The sequence below is a fragment of the Symbioplanes lichenis genome (assembly GCF_030709675.1).
Taxonomy (GTDB): domain Bacteria; phylum Actinomycetota; class Actinomycetes; order Mycobacteriales; family Micromonosporaceae; genus Actinoplanes; species Actinoplanes lichenis.
The window spans coordinates 257,708-280,751 of the sequence record NZ_JAUZQD010000003.1 but is presented as its reverse complement, the minus strand read 5'-3'; the positions used below and the strand labels follow the sequence as shown (position 1 = coordinate 280,751).

The 23,044-nt window shown below is 72.4% G+C and carries 23 protein-coding genes; 13 read left to right on the top strand and 10 right to left on the bottom strand.

The genetic code is table 11. The features are described from left to right. Positions 1–32 precede the first annotated feature (32 nt). The 6 genes from RAN62_RS08445 (at position 33) to RAN62_RS08420 (ending at position 6,654) form a co-directional block, all read left to right on the top strand. Complete coding sequence (locus RAN62_RS08445) at positions 33–3,077, top strand: tetratricopeptide repeat protein (protein ID WP_305783948.1); 3,045 nt, start codon at positions 33–35, stop codon at positions 3,075–3,077. 19 nt (positions 3,078–3,096) lie between these two features. Next, a complete protein-coding gene (locus RAN62_RS08440) occupies positions 3,097–4,227 on the top strand; it encodes an outer membrane protein assembly factor BamB family protein (RefSeq protein WP_305783947.1) in 1,131 nt (376 codons plus the stop codon). Positions 4,228–4,338: 111 nt separating this feature from the next. Beyond that, entirely contained in the window at positions 4,339–4,911 is a 573-nt protein-coding gene (locus RAN62_RS08435; RefSeq protein WP_305783946.1) for a nucleosidase, read from the top strand. After that, on the top strand, positions 4,911–5,273 hold the full coding sequence (locus tag RAN62_RS08430; RefSeq protein ID WP_305783945.1) for a DUF2203 domain-containing protein: 363 nt from the start codon (positions 4,911–4,913) through the stop codon (positions 5,271–5,273). Before RAN62_RS08435 ends, RAN62_RS08430 begins: the two co-directional genes overlap by 1 nt. Continuing rightward, entirely contained in the window at positions 5,270–5,929 is a 660-nt protein-coding gene (locus RAN62_RS08425) for a YqeB family protein (RefSeq protein ID WP_305783944.1), read from the top strand. Before RAN62_RS08430 ends, RAN62_RS08425 begins: the two co-directional genes overlap by 4 nt. Further along, complete coding sequence (locus tag RAN62_RS08420; RefSeq protein ID WP_305783943.1) at positions 5,926–6,654, top strand: 3-keto-5-aminohexanoate cleavage protein; 729 nt, start codon at positions 5,926–5,928, stop codon at positions 6,652–6,654. The genes RAN62_RS08425 and RAN62_RS08420 overlap by 4 nt, the downstream gene beginning before the upstream one ends. Positions 6,655–6,689: 35 nt before the next feature. Here the strand turns inward: RAN62_RS08420 and RAN62_RS08415 are convergent, their stop codons facing one another. Further along, a complete protein-coding gene (locus tag RAN62_RS08415; RefSeq protein WP_305783942.1) occupies positions 6,690–7,382 on the bottom strand; it encodes an alpha/beta fold hydrolase in 693 nt (230 codons plus the stop codon). A gap of 58 nt (positions 7,383–7,440) precedes the next feature. On the opposite strand from RAN62_RS08415, the gene RAN62_RS08410 reads away from it, so the two are divergent. Then, complete coding sequence (locus RAN62_RS08410) at positions 7,441–8,037, top strand: TetR/AcrR family transcriptional regulator (RefSeq protein ID WP_305783941.1); 597 nt, start codon at positions 7,441–7,443, stop codon at positions 8,035–8,037. Between the two features lie 76 nt (positions 8,038–8,113). On the opposite strand, the gene RAN62_RS08405 is transcribed toward RAN62_RS08410, so the two are convergent. Then, complete coding sequence (locus tag RAN62_RS08405) at positions 8,114–8,938, bottom strand: SDR family oxidoreductase (RefSeq protein ID WP_305783940.1); 825 nt, start codon at positions 8,936–8,938, stop codon at positions 8,114–8,116. A gap of 80 nt (positions 8,939–9,018) precedes the next feature. On the opposite strand from RAN62_RS08405, the gene RAN62_RS08400 reads away from it, so the two are divergent. Beyond that, positions 9,019–9,837, top strand: a complete 819-nt coding sequence (locus tag RAN62_RS08400) for a helix-turn-helix domain-containing protein (RefSeq protein ID WP_305783939.1) — start codon at positions 9,019–9,021, stop codon at positions 9,835–9,837. Here RAN62_RS08400 and RAN62_RS08395 read toward each other — a convergent pair. From RAN62_RS08395 to RAN62_RS08380, 4 genes are all read right to left on the bottom strand, one after another. Beyond that, complete coding sequence (locus RAN62_RS08395; RefSeq protein ID WP_305783938.1) at positions 9,834–10,274, bottom strand: hypothetical protein; 441 nt, start codon at positions 10,272–10,274, stop codon at positions 9,834–9,836. The genes RAN62_RS08400 and RAN62_RS08395 overlap by 4 nt on opposite strands. A gap of 194 nt (positions 10,275–10,468) precedes the next feature. Beyond that, entirely contained in the window at positions 10,469–10,765 is a 297-nt protein-coding gene (locus RAN62_RS08390) for a GlsB/YeaQ/YmgE family stress response membrane protein (protein WP_305783937.1), read from the bottom strand. Positions 10,766–10,795: 30 nt separating this feature from the next. Continuing rightward, positions 10,796–12,907 carry an MGH1-like glycoside hydrolase domain-containing protein gene (locus RAN62_RS08385; protein ID WP_305783936.1) on the bottom strand — a complete coding sequence of 704 codons (2,112 nt, stop codon included), beginning with the start codon at positions 12,905–12,907 and terminating at the stop codon, positions 10,796–10,798. Between the two features lie 184 nt (positions 12,908–13,091). Further along, a complete protein-coding gene (locus RAN62_RS08380) occupies positions 13,092–14,030 on the bottom strand; it encodes an MFS transporter (RefSeq protein WP_438874482.1) in 939 nt (312 codons plus the stop codon). Positions 14,031–14,041: 11 nt separating this feature from the next. Here RAN62_RS08380 and RAN62_RS08375 point away from each other — a divergent pair, with 11 nt between their 5' ends. Beyond that, positions 14,042–15,040: an aldo/keto reductase gene (locus RAN62_RS08375; RefSeq protein ID WP_305783934.1), complete on the top strand. Its 999-nt coding sequence runs from the start codon at positions 14,042–14,044 to the stop codon at positions 15,038–15,040. A 242-nt stretch (positions 15,041–15,282) separates the two neighbouring features. Continuing rightward, a complete protein-coding gene (locus tag RAN62_RS08370) occupies positions 15,283–16,437 on the top strand; it encodes an outer membrane protein assembly factor BamB family protein (protein ID WP_305783933.1) in 1,155 nt (384 codons plus the stop codon). Positions 16,438–16,446: 9 nt separating this feature from the next. On the opposite strand, the gene RAN62_RS08365 is transcribed toward RAN62_RS08370, so the two are convergent. Beyond that, complete coding sequence (locus tag RAN62_RS08365; protein WP_305783932.1) at positions 16,447–17,559, bottom strand: hypothetical protein; 1,113 nt, start codon at positions 17,557–17,559, stop codon at positions 16,447–16,449. A gap of 349 nt (positions 17,560–17,908) precedes the next feature. Here RAN62_RS08365 and RAN62_RS08360 point away from each other — a divergent pair, with 349 nt between their 5' ends. The 3 genes from RAN62_RS08360 to RAN62_RS08350 all read left to right on the top strand — a co-directional run bounded on the left by RAN62_RS08360 (position 17,909) and on the right by RAN62_RS08350 (position 20,131). Continuing rightward, complete coding sequence (locus tag RAN62_RS08360) at positions 17,909–18,229, top strand: hypothetical protein (protein WP_305783931.1); 321 nt, start codon at positions 17,909–17,911, stop codon at positions 18,227–18,229. A gap of 229 nt (positions 18,230–18,458) precedes the next feature. Further along, entirely contained in the window at positions 18,459–18,986 is a 528-nt protein-coding gene (locus RAN62_RS08355; protein ID WP_305783930.1) for a SigE family RNA polymerase sigma factor, read from the top strand. Continuing rightward, positions 18,983–20,131, top strand: coding sequence for a hypothetical protein (locus RAN62_RS08350; RefSeq protein WP_305783929.1), 1,149 nt, complete (start codon positions 18,983–18,985; stop codon positions 20,129–20,131). The genes RAN62_RS08355 and RAN62_RS08350 overlap by 4 nt, the downstream gene beginning before the upstream one ends. Here the strand turns inward: RAN62_RS08350 and RAN62_RS08345 are convergent. From RAN62_RS08345 to RAN62_RS08335, 3 genes are all read right to left on the bottom strand, one after another. Then, a complete protein-coding gene (locus tag RAN62_RS08345; RefSeq protein WP_305783928.1) occupies positions 20,128–21,183 on the bottom strand; it encodes a LacI family DNA-binding transcriptional regulator in 1,056 nt (351 codons plus the stop codon). The two genes, RAN62_RS08350 and RAN62_RS08345, sit on opposite strands and share 4 nt — an antisense overlap. A 30-nt stretch (positions 21,184–21,213) precedes the next feature. Beyond that, the gene (locus tag RAN62_RS08340) at positions 21,214–21,390 is read right to left on the bottom strand and encodes a hypothetical protein (protein ID WP_305783927.1); all 177 of its coding nucleotides are present in this window, start codon (positions 21,388–21,390) and stop codon (positions 21,214–21,216) included. 166 nt (positions 21,391–21,556) lie between these two features. Next, positions 21,557–22,897, bottom strand: coding sequence for a cellulase family glycosylhydrolase (locus tag RAN62_RS08335; RefSeq protein ID WP_305783926.1), 1,341 nt, complete (start codon positions 22,895–22,897; stop codon positions 21,557–21,559). Positions 22,898–23,044: the final 147 nt, after the last annotated feature.

The following is a 23,044-nucleotide window of genomic DNA, read 5'->3' as shown; positions in this document are numbered from 1 at the left end:
TCACGGGGACCGGTCGTCGGAAGGTGACTGCCATGGCCCGCAGGGCGCGTGAGCTGGCCGTACCCCTGACCGTCGTCGCCGTCATGGTGGCCGCCGTGGTGTGGTTCGCCACCGGCACGCATCGGGCGGCGCTGATCGACGTGCGCGACGGGGTGGTCGTGATCCTCGAGGTCGTCGGGCTGCTGCTGCTCCTGGGCCTGATCAGCGGCCTGCTCGTGTGGCTGTGCCAGCCGCTGGGCGTGTCGGTGGAGAACTGCTCGGACAACGCGCAGCTCGACGGGGACGTGCTGGCCCGGACGCTGACCGGGGAGCTGCGCCGGATCAAGGCCGTGCACGAGGGCCAGGACACGCAGTCGGCCCGCCACCCGCCGGCGCCGCTGCTGACGCTCATGCCGGTGGTGCACAGCCGCCGCGACCGGATCGCCGACAGCATCCTGGTGCCGACCGCGCCGAGCCGGCTGGCCGGGGCGGTGGTGGCCATCGGGAGCATCGACGTCGCCGGGACGAGCCTGCCGCTCGGGGCGTTGCTGACCGCGCTCAAGCAGGCGTGGCCGCTGCGGCCCTCCGGACCGGCGGTCACCGCACGGCTGTTCCAGGAGGGCGATGCCGTACGGCTGACGGTGCATCTGCAGCCGGCCCGCCGCCGGCCGTCGCTGGACTTCGCCACCACCGCGTGCGGCGACACCGTGACCGCCGCTGTCGGCCAGGCCGTGCGGACCTCGGCCGCCCGGGTCGCGCACGCGCTGTCCCCGCGCCCGGAGACGATCGCGTGGCAGGACTTCGAGCGGCTCACCACGGCCCTGGAGAGCTATCAGGAGTTCCAGGCGACCAAGGACAAGGCCCCTTTGCGTACGGCGGCCGCGCTCGCCCACACGATCCGGAGCCAGGACGACCATCGGCGCAACGCCCGCGCGCTGATCTACAACCTGGGCGCCGCCTGTCTCGAGGCGCGCGATCTGGAGAACGCGGAGCTGCTGTTGCGCCGGGCCCGCCGGGCCGACCCGGACGACGCGGTCATCGGCAACGCGTTCGCCCTCGCCCTGTTCGAGCAGCGCCGCTTCGCCGAGGCCCGGGACGCGTTCCTCGCCGCCACGAAGCTGGATCCGGCGACGATGTGGGACAGCGCCGGGGTCCCGGGGCTGAGCGCGCACCCGTGGAACGGGCTCGGCAACACGTACGTGGAGCTGGCCGAGTATCCGAAAGCCATCGAGGCGTATCGCCGGGGCATCGAATTGTGTCCCGGCGAGCCGTATCTGCACAACGGCCTCGGCAACGCCTACCTGCAGCAGCACCTGTGGGAGCCGGCCGAGGAGCAGTACCGGGAGGCGAGCCGGTTGGATCCCCACTCGGCGTACCCGTGGCACGGCCTGGGCAACCTGTGGATCCAGCGCAACCAGCCCGGCCGCGCCCGGAAGTGTCATGAGAAGGCCCTGGAGCTGGACAGCACGTTCGCGCCGGCGTGGAACGGGCTCGGCGAGGCCCTCGCGCGGCTGGACCAGCCGGAGCAGGCCGTGCAGGCGCACCGGAAGGCGATCGGGCTGCGGCGCGACGACCCGTACACGTGGCGCAGCCTGGCCGGCACCTATCTGCTGCAGGACCGGATTCCCGAGGCGTTCGAGGCGCTGGAGACGGCGAAGGGCATCGACGATCAGGCCTCGTACGTGTGGCGCGGGTTCGGGGACGCGTACCTGCGCGCCGGGTCGCCGCGGGAGGCCAAGGACGCGTACCGGAAGGCCCTGGATCTGAATCCGCGGGACGCGGCGGCGTGGGACGGGCTGGCCCGCACGACCGGCGCCGACGGGGACGGGGACATCGAGGAGCGGTTGCGGGCCTTCGAGCACGCCGCCGAGGAGAACCCGCGTGAGCCCTTCGCGTGGAACCAGGTCGGCGAGGCGTACTACCAGGCCGGGGCGGTGCACAAATCCGTCGAGGCGCACGAGCGGGCGCTCGCCTTGGATCCCGGGAACTCGTTCGCGCTCGACGGGCTCGGGAAGGCGTACCTGATGCTGGGTGAAGTGGATGCGGCGCTGGACGCGCACGAGCGGGCGCGGGCGAGCAACGCCGGCGACGCGTACGCCTCGCACAGCATCGGCGCGATCCTGCTGCGGCGCGGCGACTACGCGGGCGCGCTGCGCGAGCACCGGCGCGCCGTGCACGACGGGCCGGGCGAGGCGTTCGCGTGGAACGGGCTGGGCGACGCGTGCGAACGGTTGCGCCGCTACGACGACGCGGCCGGGCACTACCGGACGGCGCTCGGGATCCACCCGGACAACGCGTACGCCCACAACGGTCTCGCCCGGATCGCTGTCACGCGCGGCGACTACGCCTCCGCTGTCGACTCCGCGGCGCGCGCGACGCGGCTGGCACCGCACTCGGACCTCGGCTTCGTCACGCTGGGCGACGCCTGGCTCGGGCAGGGCGCGTACGACAAGGCGGTCGAGGCGTACCGCGAGGGCACCGTGCAGAGCCGCCTCGGTACCGAGTCGTGGGACGGGCTGGGCCGCGCGTACTCGTGGCTCGGGGACTACGCCAACGCGGGGTACGCGTACGAGCAGGGGCTGGAGGCGGATCCCGAGCACTGGCGGCTGTTGCTCGGGCGGGCCGACGTGGTGCTGGGCAAGGAGATCGCGTGCGGCCGTGACAGCGCCTTCGAGGAGATCGCCAAGCTGTACGACGACAGCGTCCGCGCGGCGCCGTCGCTGGCCCTGGCGGCCCGGGTACGCCTGGCCGTGCTCGCCCATCACCAGGGCGACACGGTCACCTGTCGCCGGCACGCCGCCGAGGCGCTCGCCGGTTTCGCGCACTGCTGGGCCGTCCGGCCGCATCCCGACGCCGACCTGCACGAACTCGCGGCGCTGGCCCATCTGCTGGGCGGGCGCGACGCCGACGGCTTGGGCATGCTGCGGCAGGCCCTCGCCGACCTGCGCGGGGGCGCGCGCCTGGATTCCGTACGGACGGGGCTGCATCGGCTGGTGCGGGCCGACCTGCCGGGCGTGGAGGCCTACCGGGCGCTGCTGGCGGAAAGCCCCGCGTGGCGTAACGGACAAATCGCCCCGGCGCCTCTAGCGTCTCCGTGACGACTAGCTTGGAGGACGGGTGTTCGTTTCCAGTGGCCTCGCGTGGGGGCTCGCTGCTCTCCTGGTGGCGCCGGCTCCCGGTGCTTGGAACCAACCCGGCTACGGGCCCGGGCAGACCTACTACAACCCGGCCGAGACGGTTCTCAACGCGGGCACGATCGGCAAGGTGACCGACCGGTTCACGACCGACCTGCCCTCGGTGGACGGCGAGACGTGCACGCGCCCGGCGCCGCCCGTCGTCTCCGGCGGGCGTGTGTTCGTCGCCGACACGTCGGGCATCGGCGCCTACGCGGCCGGCACCGGCAAGCGGCTGTGGCAGCACACCTGGCCGAACCCGGAGGACGAGTCCACGCCGTACCTGGCCGTCAGCAACGGCCTGCTCGTGGCCGGCAACAGTGGCTGCCAGTCGGCCAGCGACCCCAACGGCACCGTCCGGGCCTTCTCCGTGACGGACGGCAAGCAGCGCTGGTCCCAGCAGCTCGACACGCCCGTCGACACAATGGTCGTCGACCGGAGTGTCGTGGCGGTGGGCGGCGACTCCGCGTCCGACCTGGCCACCGTACGCGGCCTCGACGTCACCACCGGCCGCATCCGCTGGACCCTCCCCCGCCTCACCTCGCCGGGCGTGTCGTCGAACGGCCGCCTGCTGCTCACCCGCACCACCGCGGCCCAGATGGTCGCCGTCAACGTCACGACCGGCAAGCCCCTCTGGACCAGACCCCAGAAGTGGTACGCCGAGATGGCCACCGCCGACCGCTTCTTCGTCACGAACGGCGCCGGCACTCTGATCAGCCTCAACGCGGCAACCGGCGCCTCCCAGTGGACCGCGCCGAAGGCCTCCGGCCGCAACGCCACCGACGGCCGCCGCATCTACCACCCCGACCACAACACAGTCGAAGCCTTCGACGTGAAAACCGGCAAACGCGTCTGGTGGCGCACCTTCCTCGGCGAGGTCGGCCGCCCCGTCCGCGCCGGCGGCCTCGTCTACGCCGCCGTGGAGGGCAAGACCGTAGGCATCATGAACGCCGCCAACGGCCGCCCCCTCCCCACCAAGTGGACCAGCAATCTGGCCGCCACCAACCGCGTCACCGTCGCCGGCGGCCACATCTACACCGTCGCCGGCAACACCCTGACCGGCAGCGCCCTCTGACAACACCTTCGAAGCCGCCCGCCACCCCACGGTGCCGGGCGGCTTCGTCCTTTCGTCACCGGTCCGCTGCTGGGACGCGAGCCGGGCGACAGGCTGGCTAGGATCGCCGGTGTGGAGTTGCTGGGGACTGTCGAGGCCGGGCGGCCGTTGCTGGTGGTGGCGGTGCGGCTGGAGGCCGACCATCTCGGGACGGATCTGCCCGTGCTGATCACGGGCATGGGCAAGGTCAATGCCGCGCTCGGGCTGGGGGCGACGCTGGGCGCCGGGCCGCGGCCGAGCGAGGTCATCAATCTGGGTACGGCCGGCGGCCTGCGCCCCGGGGTCAGCGGCACGCACGTCGTGGGCACGGTGATGCAGCATGATCTCGACGGTGACGTGCTGTTCAAGCTGACCGGGGAGGTGACCGGGCCGCCGCTGCTGGTCGGGGATCCGGCGGGGCCGGTGCTGGCGACCGGGGACGCGTTCATCAATGATGATGCCGCCCGGGACGCGCTGGCCCGGGACGCGTCGCTGGTGGACATGGAGGGTTATGCCGTTGCCGCGGCGGCGCAGCAGTTCGGGGTGCCGGTGCGGCTGGTGAAGCATGTCAGTGACGATGCCGGGGCCGGGGCGGCGAAGAGCTGGCGGGATTCGGTGGCTGATTGTTCGCGGCTGCTCGGGGCGTGGCTGGCGGAGCATCGCTGATGGGGCTGTTCACGGTGGAGGAAGCGCGCGCGGAATTGGCGGCGCTGCTTCCTGTGTTCGAGGAGATCGTGGCCCGGCGGGCGGACATGGTGGAGCTTTCCGCGGCGCTCGTGCCCGGCGGGCAGACCACGGATCTCGGCGGTTTGCCGGAGCGTAAAGCCGTCGAGGCCCGCCTGGACGAGCTGATGACCCAGGTGCAGAAAACGGGCGCCGAGTTGAAGGGAATGGCTCCGCTGCTCGTCGATTTTCCCGCCGATCTGGACGGGGTGCCGGTGCTGTTGTGCTGGCTCGAGGGCGAGACGGCATTGACGTGGTACCACCGGGCCGATCTCGGATTCGCCGGAAGGCGCCGGTTGCCGTGAGGCCCACGGTCGTCGCCCATCCGGCGTGGGTCTACTACGGGATCATTCCGGTGGTGGGGGCGGCCGTTCTCCTCGGCGTGGAACGGGCCTCGGGATGGTTGCTCGATCTCCCGTGGGTGCCCTTGCGATTCGCGCTGGAAGGATTCGAGGCCCTTCCGGATCCGGCCGCGTCGCTCGTGGCGACGGCGATCGGGCTCGCCGGCGGAGCGGTCATCGGGGCGATCGGCCGCTACGAGGATCTGCGGCTTCGCGTCGACGGCAAGGCCGCAGCGCTCACCCTGAAAGGCAAGACCCACACCATTGCGCGTACGGACACCAGCGCCGTTTTCCTCGACGACGACCACCTCGTGATCCTGGGCCGCGACTCCACCGAACTGGCCCGGCTGAAGTCGGATCTCAGCGACGACCGGGTGGCCACCGCATTCCGCGAGCACGGTTTCCCGTGGCGGGACGAGGACCCGTACGCGGCGATGTTCCGGCGCTGGGTCCCGGAGTTGCCCGAGTTGTCGTCCGCGGAGCACGCTCTGCTGAAAGCGCGCGAACGGGCCCTCGCCAAGAAGGACCCCGACGACGCCGAGGAACTGCGCCGGGAACTCGCCAAGGAGGGCCTCGTCGTGCGGGACACCGGCAAGTCCCAGCATTGGCGCCGGACATGATGCTGCAGGTGACGCCGAACGGGCCGTGGGGCAAGGATGTGCACGCGGCGATGCCTGTGGCGCTCGACGAGGTGCTGGCGGAGTTGCGGGAGTGTTTTGCGGCCGGCGCCACGGGGGTGCATTTGCACGTCCGTGATGAGGAGGGCGCCGAGACGCTGGATCCGGCGGCGGTGAACGAGACGTGCCGGCGGGTGCGGGAGTTGGGTTTCGACGTCGAGATCGGGTTGACCACCGGGGCGTGGATCGTGCCGGACCTTGGCGAGCGCGTGGCGATGATCCGGGAGTGGGAAGGGGTCGACTGCGCGACGGTCAACCTGTCCGAGGACGGGTTCGAGCGGGTGATGCAGGCGATGCTCGACCGGGGAATCGGCATTGACGTCGGGCTGTGGGCGCCGGTCGAGCTTGCGCGGATCGTGGACTCGGGCTTTCTGCCGCACGCGCAGCGGATCAGCATCGAGCTGGACCCGGGCGAGCCTTATTTTCTGACCGGGGAGCCGGCCGCGATCGCGCAGAGCATCAATGACGCGCTGGATGCGGCCGGCTCGACCTGTCCGCGGCTCACGCACGGGATGAACGACTGGACGTGGCCGCTCGTGCGCGACGCCTTCCGGCGCGGGCACGACACGCGGGTGGGCTTCGAGGACTCGGTGCTGCTGCCCGACGGCAGCACCGCCCGCAGCAACGCCGACCTGGTGCGGGCGGCCGTCGAGCTGCGCCGGCAGTAGAGCCCCGGGATGGTGGAGACCAGGACGCTGGGGAGTTACAGGGCCAGAAGCGCCGCGGCTATGTCGTCGGGGTGGGTCAGGATGGCTTCGTGCGAGCCGGGGACCATGATCGGCTCGGCACCCACGCGGGCGGCCAGCTCAGGGCCCGGGGCGGCGAGGGCTTGGTCCTTCTCGGCCAGGATGTAGGCCGCCGGGACGTCGTGGGCGGCGAGGCGGGGCGCGTCGAGCATGTAGCCGCCGGGCTGGGGCACGAGCTGGTCGAAGACGATGCGCTGGACCTCGAGGGGCTGGTCGGGCATCAGGCCCTGCTGGAACTGGTCGAACGTCAGGCCGATCGTGCGGTCGGGCGACGCGTCGATCGCCGCCTTGAGATAGCCGCTCATCTCCCCCATCGCGTCGGCCATGGACTGGCCGTCGAGCGGGACGAACGCGCTCACGTACGCCAGCCGCCGCACCCGCCCGGCCAGGCGCGGCGCCGCGACGGTCGCCGGGATGCCGCCCCAGCTGTGGCTCACGAGCACGACGTCGGTCAGGTCGCGGCGCTCGATCTCGTGCGCGACGAAGCCGACCGCGTCGGACAGGCCCAGCTCGCTCGGGTCGTCGCCGAGCGCGAGCCCCGGCATGGTCAGGGCGGTGACGTGGTGGCCGGCGGCGCGCAGACGGTGGCCGACGGGGTGCCAGGACCAGCCGCCGTGCCAGGCCCCGGGGATGCAGACGAAGTTTGTCACGAGCGCACTCTACTCATCAGAGTCATCCTCTGACGAATGGAGGGTTAGTGTGATCGGCGTGAGCAACCGCCGGGCCGAGTACGCCGCCGCCACCAGGGCCGCGATCCACACGGCCGCCCGGGACCTGTTCCTGACCAAGGGCTATGTCGCCACCACCGTCGATGACATCGCCGCGGAGGCCCGGGTGGCACCCGCGACGGTGTACGCGGTGGGTGGCGGCAAGCAGAAGCTGCTGCGCGCGGTGGTCGAGGACGCCGTCGCCACCTCGGTCGGCTCGGGCATCTACGACCTGCTCGACGCGGCGCCGGACGCCGACGCCCTGCTGCGGCTGATCGCCGGCAACACCCGGGTGCGCTATGAGCGGTGGCGCGACGTGATGCGGGTGGTGGCGGCCATCGCCGGGCACGAGCCGGCCGCCGCCGAGGCGCAGGAGAAGGCGCGCAACGCGATGCGGCACGGTTTCGAGCGCACGGCCCGGCGGCTGGCGGACCTGAAGGCCTTGCCGCCGGGCGTCGACGAACGGCGGGCGACGGATCTGCTCTGGTTCTATTTGAACAACGCGTCCTACAACGCGCTCACCGACGACAACGGCTGGACCCTCGACGACGCCGAACAATGGCTGCTCGACACGCTGCGCCGGACGCTCCTGCGCTGAGCAGCCACGCCGCACCGGTCGCTCACGCGTGGGAAAGCCACGCCGGACGAAACCCGGGAGAAAGCGGAGCGCGGCGTCACGCGGTCCAGTCGGTCGAGGCGGCGGCGGCTTCCTGGGGCTCGATCTGGGCGAGGCGCTCGCGCAGGGCGGCGGTGACGAACTTGTACGAGTCGGAGCCGAGCACCAGCCGCATCGGCGCGGGCTCCACGTCGGCGCTCTCAATGATTTTCGTGGCCATTTTCGCCGGGTCGCCCAGCGGCGGGCGGCTGCGGTCCTTGGCCCCGCGGACCATGGCGGCGGGCGTGTTGTCGTAGGCGGGCGACGGGTCGGCCAGCTGGAGGCTGTCGAAGCGGAACTCGGTGCGCGCCCCGCCGGGTTCGACGATGGTCATGCCGATGCCGAAGGGGGCGACATCCTTGGCGGTGCCTTCGATGAAGCCCTCGATGCCCCATTTCGACGCGTGATAGAGGGACGCGCCGGGATTGGTGGCCTGGCCCCCGTACGTGGAAAGCTGAATGACCCGGCCGCCACCCTGCGCCCGCAGATGGGGCAGCGCCGCGCGCACGACCTGGATCGAGCCGACGAGATTGGTGTTGATCTGCTGGATCACCTGGTCGTCGGTCAGTTCCTCGGCGGCGCCGAAGAGGCCGTAGCCGGCGTTGTTGACGACCACGTCGATGCGGCCGAGCTCGCGGAAGGCGCGGTCGACGGTTTCGCGCACGGGGCCGGTGACGTCGAGCTGGGCGACCCAGAATTGCGAGCCGTAGCGTTCCTGCAGATCGCGCACCGAGCCGGGTTTGCGGACGGTTCCGGCCACCCGGTCGCCGCGCGCGAGGAGCTGCGTCGTCATGTGCCGGCCGAATCCGCTGTTGACGCCTGTGATGAACCACGTTCGTGTCATAGATTCAAGTGTTCGCCGGAGGGCATGAAGCGGGCAGATCCCCCGTGTTACTGGTACCACGAGGAACAGGAACAGAGGCCATGGACAACGAGCTGGGCGCTTTTCTGCGGGCCCGCCGCGAGCTGGTGCGCCCCGAGGAGGTGGGCCTGCCTTCGACGGGACTGCGCCGGGTGAAGGGTTTGCGCCGCGAAGAGGTGGCTCTGCTCGCCGGGATCAGCGCCGAGTATTACCTCCGGCTCGAGCAGGGCCGCGACCGCAATCCCTCGGCGCAAGTGCTGGAAGCCGTCGCGCGTGTGCTGCGACTGGACGCGGAGGCTGCCGCGTACCTCCAGGAATTGGGCCGCCCGAAACCGCGCCGGCGCCTGCCGCGCAGCGTGGACGAAGTGCCGGACGGGCTGCGGATGCTCGTCGGCACCGTCAATGTCCCCGCGTTCGTGGTCAATCGCTATCGCGACGTGCTCGCCGCCAATGGTCTCGCCGTGGCGCTGTCGCCGCTGATGGCGCCGGGCACCAATCGGCTGCGCGTGCTGTTCACCGATCCGGCCGCACGCGAATACCACCCGGACTGGGAGGAGAACACGGCGAGCGTGGTGGCGCAATTGCGCGCGGAAACGGGTACGGAAACCGGCGACCCGCGGCTGGCGCAGCTGATCGGCGACCTGTCCGCGCGCAGTGACCGGTTCCGGCAGCTGTGGGCGCGGCACGACGTGCGCCGGGGCGGCAGCGGGAGCGGCATCATCCGCCACCCGCGCGTCGGCGACCTGTCCCTGCGCCGCGAGAAGCTGGCGGTGCTCGGCGCGGACGGGCTGCAGCTGGTCATGTATCACGCGGAGCCGGGCAGCCCGTCCGCCGCCGCGCTCGCCAGGCTGGCGAGCGCGCAGGAGGTCGCCGCGCCCTAGCCGTGATGCTCCAGCAGGACCCGGACCAGCTCGGCGCATTGCGCGGCCAGCCGTTGATCATCGGTACGGGTGTCCACCAGCTGCCGCACCCCGGTGACCGTCTCCTCGAGCACCTCGGTCCCGATCGGCCCGCCCGGTCCCGGATCGCGGCGCCGGAGCAGTCCCCGGCCGGCCCGGCGCCCGGCCAGGTCGGTCGCCCGGCTCAGCAGGTGCTCGTAGACGGCCGTCGCCACCGGCAGCGCCACCGGGGTCACCACGAGGACGACCGGATCGGGGCCGCCCTCGGGCCGGGGGCGCGTGTCGAGCACCCCGCCCGGATCGCTCAGATAGGCCCGGCTCACCGGGTCGAACGCCGCCAGCTCGTCCGGGGCCAGCGCCGCGACCATCCGGCGCGCGAACCCGGCGACGAACTGCTCGGCAGTGGTCAGCTCCCCCATCGTTGCCCCCGCTCCTCCGCCGGGACCACGACGAGGACCCCGGGTGCAGCACTCAACGATCCCGCCGCGACGCGGTCGCCGCGGGGCGTGGCTTATGCGAGCAACGCGGAGAATGACTCACCCGACCGGGTCCCGCCGAGCCCGACCGGATCCCACCGAGCCCGACCGGGTCCCGCCGCGCCGGGGATCACACCTCAGTCGTCGGCGGGGTCGGTGGTGAAGGCGCGGGCGAGGAGGGCGGCGATGGCGACGCCGAGGATGGCGATGCCGACCTGGACGGCGACGACGAGCCAGTCGTAGGTGCGGCCGGCGACGGTGATGTGGTGGGTGCTGGCGATGTTCCAGCGGTCGCCGGCCCACGTGCCGGCGACGGCGGCGCCCATGCCGATGAGCACGGTGAGGATGATGCCGATGCGCTGGCGGCCGGGCAGGAGGAGCCGGGCGGCCGCGCCGATGATCGCGCCGAAGATGATTGCCGCGACGTAATTCATTGGATCATCGTGCCCCGGCGGCGGGGGCGATCAAACGCCGCGTACCGTCACGCGGCCGATGCTCAGGGTGCCGGTGTCGAGGCGGGGGCCGAGGGCCGGGGGCGCGGCGGCCCGCCACAGCTGGAAGGCGGTGACGCCGAACACGCCCGGCGCGACGACGCGCAGCCGGTCGGTGGTCAGCGGCGGGTCGACGGTGATGCGGTTGACGGCGCGGCCGGCCGGGGTGGCGGGGTCGCGGCGCTGGCCGGGCACGTCGCGCCAGGTGGTGCCGTCGAGATACTGCAGCGCGTACGAGGCCGGCGCGCGCACGCCCCCGCCGTCGTCGTAGAAGGCGATGCGCACGTCGGAGACCACCGTGGCGGCGCCGAGGTCGACCTGCAGCCAGTCGGAGGCGTTCGGGGTGCCGTAGTTCGTCCAGCGCGTCGACGGGACGTCGAGGTGGAAGTCCTGGCCGTCGATCGCGTCGGCGGGGCTGTCGCCGGGCCACGTGTACGACGCGCTCGCCCGGGGATAGCCGGCGCCCGTGACGTTGACCGCGTCGTCGATCATCGGATCCTGCGCGCGGGCGACGGTGTCCACGCTCAGCGTGACGTCACCCACCGCCGGCCGGCTCAGCGCGAGCCGGCCGTCGATCCACACCCGGAAACCCGCCCCGTGCCCGTACGCCGTCCCGTCGCGGTCCCACACGACGGTCAGCTCGCGCCCGTGGTAAGGGACGTTCTCGACGGCGAAATGGTCCCACGACGCCGGGGCCAGCGGCGCGATGCGCACGGACGCGCCGGCCTGCGGCCGGATCCCGAGCAGCCCGGACAGGACGAGATCGGTGTACGTCGAGTGGTTGTAGTCCTCGCTGTGCCCGCGGCTGTCGTAGAGCCAGCGGTCCTCGTCGGGGTGGTGCGCCTCGGCGACGTACGGGCGGCCGTCCTTGCGTTGTGTCCAGGCGTACCCGCGGAGCAGGGCCGTGTAGTCGTCGCGGTCGACATAGGACTGCGCCGGATAGTCGAGCAGCTGGTTGGCCAGCGCGGTCAGGGTCTGACTCGTCGCGTACGGCCAGCTCGGCCCGTCCCACCGGCAGCACCCGTTCGTCGCCTCGTGCATGAACCAGGGGCTGCGGCGCTCGGTGGTCGCGGGCCCGTACGCGGCGGCGAAGCCCTGCGGATCGGTCAGCTGCGCCCACGCCGGGGCGGAGGAGGCGGGCGGCATGTGGAAGTACCAGGGGACGTATCCCATCAGCTCCCGGTCGGCGATCGGGGTCGAGGAGCCGCGCTGCACGTGCTTGTAGAAGTCGCCGCCCCACAGTTTGGTGAGGTTAGTGCGCAGGGCGGCCGCCTCACGTTCGTACCGTTGCGCGGTCGTGGGATCCCCGGCCTTGCGCAGGATCGCCGCCAGCGCGAGCGCGTCGCCGTACTGATAGGCATTGAGCGTGGGCCGGAAGCCGTCGCCGCCGTGATAGGGATCCGCGGTCTGGTAGGAGCCGGCCGTGTACTCCATGGCGTCCCACACCGGGGTCTGCCAGTAGAGGCCGCGAGCGGCGTCGTAGTTGGACCTCTTCCAGCCCTCGTACTGCCGGCGCAGCGCGGGCAGCCGGTCGACGAGGAACTGCCAGTCGCCGGTCACCCCGGCCCGGGCGACGGCGGCATCGACGGCCCAGAAGGAGTACTGGTGGGCCCAGTCGGTGGTGTTCTTGTTGAGCTCCTCGGTGGCGGGCTTGGCCTCGGATCCCGAGCCGGTCAGCCAGTAGTCGAGATAGTCGTCGAGGTAGCGGCGGTCGCGCAGCCAGCGGCCCTCGTAGAGGTGGTGCCCGGCCGCGGCGTTGATGCCGCCGAAGGGCGCGGAATAACCGACCGGGCCGAGGAACTCGGTGACGATCCAGCCGTCCTTGGCGCCCGTGTACTTCAGGGCCTCCTTGAACGTGCGCCACCGGTAGTAGTAGGCGGCCTCGAGGTCGGCGTCGGGCAGGTCGACGAAGGGGATGTTGGCCTCGTACCAGCCGGGCTCGGCGAGGGTGCCGCCCGGCTCGGCGGCGGAGGCCAGGAGCGCCTTGTGGTCGAGGAAAGGGGTCGCGCGGGGAGCCGCGTGCGCCGGCACTCCCGGGATCAGCAGGGCGGCAACAGCTGCGGAACGCACCCACCACGTCGACATTCATCGATCACACAACGGCCACCGCCGACTGTCAAGAAACCTGCCCGAAACACCGGGCGGCCGGGGCTGTCCGCCAGACAGGGATGTGAGCCCCGAACAGAAGGAGCGCCTGCGGCGGCTGCTCACGGACGAGTTGCGCGCCGCCCTGCGCCGGCGAAAACCGGCCCGACGACCCGCGCGGGCGTCAGACGCGGCGGAACGGGAGGCCGGCCACCGTCGCCAGGACCAGGACGGCGGCGACGGCTGACCAGGCGGCGCGGTAGCCGGCGTGATCGGCGACGAGGCCGAACGACACCGGGCCGACGGCGAAGCCCAGGAAGAACCCGACCGACACGACACCGGAGGCGCGGCCCGTGCCGGTGGTGGTGTTGCGGACCACGTCGAGCATGGCGATCGCGTACGCGGCGACGGCGAAGCTGCCGACGCCGAGCGCACCGGCCCACACCAGTGCGCCCAGGTGCGGCAGCGTGGCCAGCACCAGGGGCACGGTGCTCAGCGCGGCCAGGGCGGCCAGTGGCGTGAGCAGGGCGGCGGGGCGGCTCTCGCGGCGGGCGGTGCGGCGGGTCCACCAGATGCGGCCGGCGACCCCGGCGAGGCCGAAACAGGCCAGCACCCCGCCGGCGACGCGCGGACGGTAGCCCAGGTCCTGAGCGGCGAACAGCGGCAGGTACGTGGCGACGGCGGCGTTCGCCGTGGCGAGCACGAAGCAGAACAACGCCAGCCGCAGCAGCCAGCCCGGGAGCGGTGGGCGCTTGGGCGGGGCGGGGTGCGGGGCGGGTGCGCGTACCCAGGGAATGGTCGCCGCCACCACCAGGGCCGCCGCCGCGGACACGCGCAGGGCCCACTGCCAGCCGTGCGCCGCCGCGACCGCGGGCAGGACCAGGCCGGACAGCAGGGCGGACACCTGCACGCCGGCCTGCTTGTAACCAATGGCGTCCCCGTCGGCGGGTGCCGGGACACGGGCGCGGACGAGGACATTGGTCGCGGGATTGGCCAGCGCCTGCCCGATGCCGGCCAGGGCGAGGGCGGCGAGCAGCCAGCCGTACGAGCCGGCGAACGACGCGGCGATCAATGTCCCCACGACGGTGGCGGTCAGCGCGACCATGCCCCGGCGCGGCCCGATGCGGTCGATCAGTGCGCCGGCCGAGGGGCGACAGCAACGCGGCGGTCCCGATCGTGGACGCGGCGAGCCAGCCCAGCGCCGGGCGGGACAGTCCCAGCTCGGTGACCAGGACGGGACCGAGGGCGCTGACGCCGTACAGGGGCAGGGTCGAGGTGGCCATGGCCGCCGTGGCGACCAGGGTGACGCTCACGTGCGTACCGGCGCGCATGGAGGAATTGTGCCCAGGAGTGGTGGCGACGAAGTTTTTCTGGGCGACCGGCGCCGGGGAGAACGACATCGGCGCGGGGCGGCGGCACATCCTCGACGCCGTGGAGGCCAGCCTGCGCCGGCTGCGGACCGACTACATCGACCTCTATCAGGTGCACTGCTTCGACGCGGGCACCCCGATCGAGGAGAGCCTGTCCACGCTCGACGGGCTGGTGCGCGCGGGCAAGGTACGCCACCTGGGCGTCAGCAACTACGCGGCGTGGCAGCTGCAGAAGTCCGTCGACGTGGCGCGCCACCGCGGATGGGAGCCCTTCGTGGCCGTGCAGCCGCTCTACAACCTCATCGACCGCGACATCGAGCTCGACCTGCTGCCGGTGGCCCGCAACGAGGGCGTCGGCGTCATCCCGTGGTCGCCGTTGCGCGGCGGCTGGCTCACCGGCAAGTACCGCCGGGGCATGACGCAGGCGCCGCCGGACACCCGCTGGGAAGCCGACAAGCAGCCGTGGCTGGGCGACTGGGAGAACAGCGTCGACGAGCGCACCTGGACGATCACCGACGCACTGCTCGCCGTGGCCGACGAGGTGGGCCGCTCCCCCGCCCAGGTGGCGCTGCGCTGGCTGCTGCAACGCCCCGAGGTGACCGCCCCGATCATCGGCGCCCGCTCGCCGGCCCAGCTCGGCGACAACCTCGGCGCGACGGGCTGGTCGCTGGACGACAAGCACATCGACCGCCTCACCGCCGCGGGCGACAAGTCTTTGCCCTATCCGTACGGATACCTGGCCCGCTCCCCGCGCAAGCGCTAGCTCCGGCTGCCCTGCTCGGGCCGATCAAATAACCCAAGGGCCATGGCACACAGGGCGAGCAAGAGCCAGCCGGTCAGTACGAGGACGGGCCACCGGCGTGGCGTCCCACCCTGCCCGCGCTCGGCCTTCCGGGCGCGGGCCACGGGTGAACAGCACGAACCGATCATGCCAGCCTCAGCAACGACAGTACGAAAACGCCCATATCCCCCACATCGCCATCGCGCGACTCTATGGTCGCCGTCATGATCCGACGCATGTGGGCCGCCGCCGCGGTCCTCGTCCTTGCTGCCACCGCACCTGCCACCGCTGCGCCCGCTGACAGCCGTTCGACGTGGCCGCAGACCGGTTCCGACGCCGGCCGGTCGTTCTACAACGCCGGCGAAGATCTGCTGAACGCCTCCAGCATCGGCCGGCTGAAGCGCCGCTGGAGCGTTCCTGACGCCACTTCGGACTGCCCGGGCCGGGTCGGTCCGGTTGTCGCCGGCGGCCTCACCCTCACTCAGGACACCGCCGGCCTGGTCGCACGCGACTCGGCCACCGGCCGCCAGGTCTGGCGCGACACCGGCATCTTCTTCGACCGGCTGGCCTATCACCTGGTCGTCTCCGGTACGACCGTGGTCGTGACCTCGAGCGACAGCCTGTGCGGCATCGAGGGTGGTGACGCCGACGGGTACGTGTGCGCCTTCGATCTCGCCACGGGACGCCTGCTGTGGCGGCGGTCGCCCAACACCGACGCGGCGCAACTGATCGTCACCCGGGGCATGGTGATCGTGAGCGGCAATGACTACGGCACCGAGCCGAACGTCGAGGCCTATCGGCTGACCGACGGCACGCCCGTATGGTCCGACGGCGACAACACCGACGGGAGGCGCACCCTGTTCTCACCGATCCCGGTCGGCAACGACGTTCTGATCACCCGGGGTGGAGTGTCCCGCCGGGTGGACGCGGTCACCGGTAACACCACGGGCAGCTGGTCGTCCACGTGGACCCCGCTGGCCTCGTACGGCGACTGGGTCTTCGTGGGTGACAGCGCCTCCTGGTCGCTCAAGGCGGTCCGGGTGTCCACCGGCAGAGTGGCCTGGTCGACCGCACGGGTGTCGAGCCGGGTGGCCACCGACGGCCGGCGCCTTTACCTGGCGAGCGACACCTCCCTGGAGGCCTACGACGTCACTTCGGGCAAGCGTGCTTGGAAGGCCGTGCTCGGCGCCGAGGTGGGACAGCCGTTCCGCGCTGGGGGCCTGATCTACGTGTCGCTCACCGGCAAGCCGCTGGCCGTCCGCAACGCGGCCACCGGTGCGAGGGTCACCACGGTGCCGCAGCTGTCCTCCCTCTCCGCGGTGGCCGGTGGACGGCTGGCCGGCGCGGACGCGAAGGGCCTGGTCGTGCTCGGGCTGTGAGGGTCGCCGTCACGGGCGGCCGGGGTCGCTGACGATGTCGACGGCGGTGGCGATGATGCGGTCCAGGGTGGTGCGGTCGGCGAGGGCGCCGGTCACGCCGCCCAGAGGGTCGGCGGTGCCGTGGGGGGCGCGGTCGAGGGTGCCGGTGAAGACGCCGCCGAAGACGGTGCGGATGACTTCGGCGACGGCTTGTTCGGGGGGTTCGCCGCCGCCGAGGCGCTGGTCGATGGCGCGGACGGCGTCGGCGGCGAGGCGCTGGAGCTCCGACTCGACGTGGGCGTCCGGGTCGCCCAGGGGCAGGGGTGCGGCCGGTTCGCCGTACGCGTCGAGGGCCGGGGCGGCCGCCACCGGGGCCTGCTTGGCGCCGAGGGGCCGCTCGACGTACGACTCGTACCAGGTGGGCTTGCGGCGCATCACGGCCAGGACGTGCTCCACCTCGCGGGCGACCGCGGCGGGGTCGCTGGCCACCCAGTCGCCGGTGCGGCGGCCGCGTTCCTGGGCCCACGACTCGAGCGGCCAGACCTCGTGGCCGGCGGTGCCGGTGGTGCCGACCCAGACGAGCATGTTGGTGGCCAGGGTGGTGAGCCAGCCGTCGTGGCCGAGGGCGGCCGCGAGCCACCCGGGCAGCCGCGGCCGCTGCAGCGCGCCGCGCCGGCCGCGCTGTTTGCGGTACGCGTCCACGGTCGCCGCGTTGAGCCGCGACGCGACCCAGGCGTCGAGGTTGGCGATCGGCCGGTCGGCGTGCGTGAGCAGGTCCTCGACCACGGCCTCGACGTCGTCGTGGAAGCGGTCGAGGCACTCGTCGGTCAGGTGGGCGACGCCCGCGGCGCACGCGGCGTGGCCCCGCTGCAGCTCGAAGCGGCGAGTCAGGCGACTGAAAACGATCGGCCAGGCGAGGTCGTACGCGGGGCCGGTCAGCCCGGCCCGTCCGGCCCCCTGCGCGCGGGCCGCGAGCTCGCCCCGCGCGGCCAGCTCACGCAGCCGCCCGGCGCCGGTCGCCACCAGCCGGACCCGCGCTTCGCCGACTGCGGGCCGCGAGGCGTACATGCCGTGCGGCGCGGCGTTGCCCGACCGGTGCTTGCCGGGTTGCAGCTGCGCCGTCGAGCTGTTCGAGAAACCCACGCCAGGCTCCTTCCGAAGGGACCGCGATCGATGGTTGAAGCTTGGCGGAGCGGGCCGCGCGCAGGGAGGGGCGCGGGGGCGATGCACCGGTTCGGAGGCCGATTCCGCACACTCAGCCGGATCGGCCGCAACCGATCGTCGGAGCATTCCGGCTAGAGGGCCTTTCCTGCCGGTCACGGCGTCGCCGGGCCGACGGTCCAGGTTTCGCGTCGCAAGTGGGGCGGGCGGTCCGATACCGGGGTTGTATCGGGCCGCCCGCCCCACGCGGCGAGGCGGAAGCTGGGCCCGGCGCAGGCCGTCGGGACCGGCAGGAAAGGCCCTTATTGACTACGTGAGTAGGGTCTTGGCCATGCCGTCCGACGTGCTGCAGGCTCTGCGCGACTTCGTCACCCGCATCGATGCCCTCGACCCGGCCGCCGCGAGCGCCGGCGAACTGACCGTTGACCTGGCCGGACGCGGGGAGCGGCTGGTGCTGCGGGAGCCGGTGGCCGCCGCGCTGGTGGCGGCGCTGGCGGCGTACCAGGATCCGCGCGACCACGGCGTGTGCGCGCACTGCGGCGGCCTGCTGGACGGCAACTTCGCGTGCGCGTCGTGCGGGGTGGTCAACGGCATCTTCGGGCAGGCGCTGACCGATGTGGTCATGCGGCGCCGGGCGATCGAGAGCTCGTAGGGCCTGTCCTGCCGGTCACGGCGTCGCCGAGCCGACGGCACAGGTTTCGCGTCGCAAGGGGGGCGGGCGGTCGGATACCGGGGTTGTGTTCGGCCGTTCGCACCGCGCCGCGAGGCGGAAGCTGGGCCCGGCGCAGGCCGTCGTGATCGGCAGGACAGGCCCTTCGGTGCAACCTTCCCGAGGGCCGTTCACGACAGAGGGGTGACGGCAGCCGAGGGAAGGATCGCCGATGCACCCCGACAGGGAACGGGAGTACGTGGAGTACGTGCGGGGGCGGTTACCCCGTCTGCACCGCACGGCGTATCTGCTCTGCGGTGACGGCCACCGGGCGGACGACATCGTCCAGGTCACGCTCACGGCCCTCTACGTACAGTGGAAGAAAGCCGCCCAGGCCGACAACCTGGACGGCTATGTGCACCGGATCCTCGTGCGCAAGTACCTCGACGAGCGCCGGCTGCGCTGGGCGGGCGTCCGGCTGGGCGGGGTCCCCGCGGAGAGCGTGACCGTCGCCGCGGCCGATCACAGCTTGGCCGAGCACGACGAGCTCGTCGCGGCGCTGCGGTCGCTGCCGAAGGGGCAGCGGGCGGTGGTGGTGCTGCGGTTCCTCGACGACCTGACGATCGAGGAGACCGCCGAGGTGCTCGGCTGTTCGGCCGGCAATGTCAAGAGCCAGTCGTCCCGCGGTCTCGCGACTCTGCGGGAGTTGCTCGGCGCCGTCTCCCGGATCAGCACGACGAGGATGGGGATCCAATCATGATCGAGGAAGAACTGCGGGAGCGCTTCGGTACGGTCGTCCCGCCGGCCAGCCGGCTGCGGGTCGACGAGCTCGTGGCCGGCGGGCGGCGCTCGGCCCGGCGGCGGCGCGCCTTCCGGGTGGCGGGCGGGGCCGCGCTCGCGGCCGGCGTGCTGGTCGCGGTGCCGTCGTTCGTCCGGAGCGGACGGGGCGAGCCGGATCCACAGGTCGCGGCGGCCGGGGCGATCGTGCGCTGCGAGGCGGCGAAACTGCCGGTGCCCGCCGGGCTGACGCAGGTCGAGCTGAAGGCCGTGGATCCGACCGGCCGCTATGTGGTCGGCAACGACGTCCACGTGAGTACGAAGTTGACACCCGAGGGCAAGCTCGACGGCATCGGCACGTCGCACCCGGTGCTGTGGACCGGCGGCAGTCCCACGGCGCTGCCCCTGGCGGGCAAGAAGGCCGTGTACGCGGCCGGTGTCAACGCGAGCGGCACGGTGGTGGCGTCGGGCGGCGACGACAAGACGTGGGACAGCGTCATCCGGTACACCGCGGGCGTGCCCACCGAGCTGCGGTTGCCGGCCGGCGACTGGGAGATTCACATGTTCCCGTCGATCAACGCCGCCGGCGACGTCGTGGCCACGGTCGGTCCGGTCGGTGGTCCGCTGTTCGGCGGCACGACGCTGCTGTGGAAGGCCGGCACGACGGACGCCACGGTGCTGCCCCTCCCGGAGGGCGGCGAGACCCAGCAGCTGCGCGACGACGGGCGGATCTTCGGCTTCCGGGTCTCCGGCGCCAAGGGTGAGTCCTCGTGGGTGTGGGACCAGCGGGGCGCCGGCACCGAGCTCAAGGCCCCGGCCGGGCAGACCGCGCTGCTCAGCGCGGCCCGCGGCGACTATGCGACGGGCACGCTGTCGCCGTCCGGCGCGGTCGGGCTGTGGAACGTCCGGACAGGCGCCTTCGACCAGGTCCCCATCACCGCGCCGGTGGCCGGCGTCAACGACAAGGGCTGGATGATCATCGACAGTGCCGTGTACCGCGCGGACACCGACGTGACGCTGGCCGCGGTCGACGGGGTCACGGGCACGGCGCGGGATCTGTCGGACACCGGCACCGTGATCGGCACGGCCGGGACCAATGTCCCCGTGCAGTGGAGCTGCGCTTCCTAGACTGCCGCGGTGCTCTTTCGCACGATCAGCTCCGTGGGCAGCACGAGGTGGGTCGCGGCGACCGGCTCACCCGTGCGCGCGGCGGCGACGGCGGCGGCGAGTGCCGCGGCGGCGGCCCGGCCTTTCTCGACCACATCCTGGCGTACGGTCGTCAGGGCGGGCCACGCCTGCGCGGCGAGCGGGCCGTCGTCGAAGCCGACCACCGACAGCTCGCCGGGCACACTGATGCCCAGCTCGCCCGCGGCCTGCAGCACGCCGTAGGCGACCGCGTCGGAGAAGCACAGCACCGCCGTCGGCCGGTCGGGGCGCTCGAGCAGCAGCCGGGCGCCCCACCGGGCCTGCTCGAGATCGTCGCCGCCCTGCCGGGCCACGAGCGGCTCGACGCCGGCCGGTTCCAGGGCGTCGAGCCAGCCGAGCAGGCGCTGCCGGGAGGCGTACCCGTCGACCTTGATGTCGTCGGTGTCGATCATCCCGTGCGGGCCGTGCGCGCCGGACATGAGCAGCCCGACGCGGCGGTGACCCAGCGCGACGATGTGCTCGGCGGCGGCCCGGGCGCCGGCCCGGTCGTCCACGTTGACGCAGGGCACGCCCTCGACCGGGCTCTGGTCGACATAGACCAGCGGCAGCCGGCGCCGGACCAGGTAGCCCAGCGCCTCCGACGTCGGGTCGCACGAGAAGACCAGCGCGCCGTCCATCGCGACGTCCCGCGCCGGGATGATCGGGCCGCTGTCGGACGAGGTCAGCAGGGTCAGCGACAGCCCGGTCGGCGCCAGCTGCTCGGCGATCGAGCCGAAGAAGCTGGTCGCCACGAGATCGGTGAACGCGTAGCGCAGCGAGGTCGTGAGCAGCACCCCGACGGCGCCGGTGCTGCCCGTGGCCAGGGCCCGCGCCGCCGGGTCGGGCCCGACGTAGCCGAGCTCGTCCGCGGCGGCGAGGATCCGCGCGCGGAGGGCGGCGGAGAGCTGGTCGGGCTTGGAGAACGCGTTCGACACGGTCATCCGGCTGACCCCGACCCGGTCGGCGATGGTCTGGAGTGTCACACGGGCCGCCACGTGCTCCAGGCTAGCGCTTCGCCCGGCCGGTCACGCGGGGGCGATCACGTGGGCGGCCCGGACCAGGCCGGCGGCGAAGGCCCGGCGGACGGCCCGGGTACGGCGGGGACGTACGCGATCGGGCCGGACCGGCGCGTCGGGCAGCGCGCTGAGCAGCTCGTGGTCGACGGCGTGAAGGGCGGTGACGAGCGCGGCGGGCAGTTCCATGGTGGCTCCCCTCGGGTCTCTGTACCGGTACAGTAGGCCGTCGCTTCTGTACCGGTCAAGAGGCTCGGGCGGTTTCCGCTCGCCGCGCTCGTTGCTCCCGTTGCATCCCGCTGGGGCCGCGCTCATCGCGTTGCCGGCCGCACTCTTTGCTCCGGGTCGGTGCGGGTCAGCCGGCCGCGCAGGTCAGGGCCGGGGCGGTGTTCGTGCCGGTCCAGGTGCCGAGGAAGCCGAACGTGGTGCTCGCGCCCGCGGCGAGCCGGCCGTTGTAGGTGACGTTGCGGGCCGTCACGGCCGCCCCGGCACTGGTCACCGTGGCGTTCCAGGCCTGCGCGACGGTCTGCCCGTTCGCGTACGTCCAGCTGACCGTCCAGCCGGTGATCGGTGCGGTGCCGGCGGTGACGCGTACCTCGCTCTGGAAGCCGCCGGCCCACTGGCCGGTGGTCGCGTACGTGGCGGTGCACCCGTTCCCGGCGGGCGGGGTCGTGGGGTTGCTCGGCGGCGTGGTCGGGTTGCTCGGCGGGGTCGTCGGGCCGCCGTAGATGGTGGCTTCCTTCGCCGTGGCCTTGATGCCGTTGGCGCCGTTGAAGATCCGCTGGCCCCAGGTGGTGAGCTGCGCCGGGTCGAAGTTGGTGGCCATGTCGAGGATCGGATCCGTGTTGCCGGTCCACGACCAGCCCAGATAGCCGAGGTCCCGGGCGTTCGCCTCGGCCAGCAGTGTCTCGTGGTCGACCTGGCTCGCGTCGAACCGCCACCCGAACTCGCCGATCACCAGCGGCCAGCCCTTGTCCTCGAACGTATCCAAGTAGGACGTGATCGAGGCCGCCGAGTTGAAAACCGCGTACATGTGGATCGACAGCACCGTGTTGTGCCGCGTGTCGGCGTCCAGGACGGCCTGGGCGTTGTCCCGCATCACGTACTGCCAGTCCTGACCCCAGTTCGGCGCGTCCACCATCAGCAGATGCTCGAACCCGGCGGCCCGCATCTTCTGCACCGCCGCGACGGTGGCCGCGGTCCACTGGCCGGGGTTGGTGTTGCCGATCGGCTCGTTGCCGATGTTGATGACGACGTAGTCCTCCTGCCCGGCCAGCACGCTCTTGAGGCTGATCCAGTAGTCGGCCGCCTGATCCAGGGAGTACGCGGCGGCATCCTCGCCGTAGCCGGTGGTGTCATGATCTTCGAGGACGCAGATGAGCCGGTTCGCCTTGCACAGCGCCACGACATCGGCGACGTCGGCGGCGGTGTTGGCGGTCCAGCGTCCGCCGCTGAGCACGACGCGCAGGGTGTTCGCCCCGAGCGCCTTGACGTCGGCGAAGGTCCGGGTCTGCCCGGCGTACCAGGTGTGCATGTGGTTGATGCCGCGCATGACGAACTTCTGCCCGTTCGCCTCGACGATGTCGCGGCCGCTGACGTGCAGCCCGGTCGCGGCGAAGGCGGGCGGCACGAAGAAGAGCACGGAAGCGGCGGCCGCTATCAGCGCGGCGCCCAGTGTGGCCAGTCGGCGTCTCATGCCAAGCTCCGATCAAGGGGGACGGTGGGAGCGCTCCCAGCCATTGACGCACGTGATTGAAACGAACGCAACATGCTCGTTACTTCGGACCGTCGCCCGCCAGGGGTCGCGCTGCGGGCCCGTGGGCACTTCCCCCAGCGGCCGGTG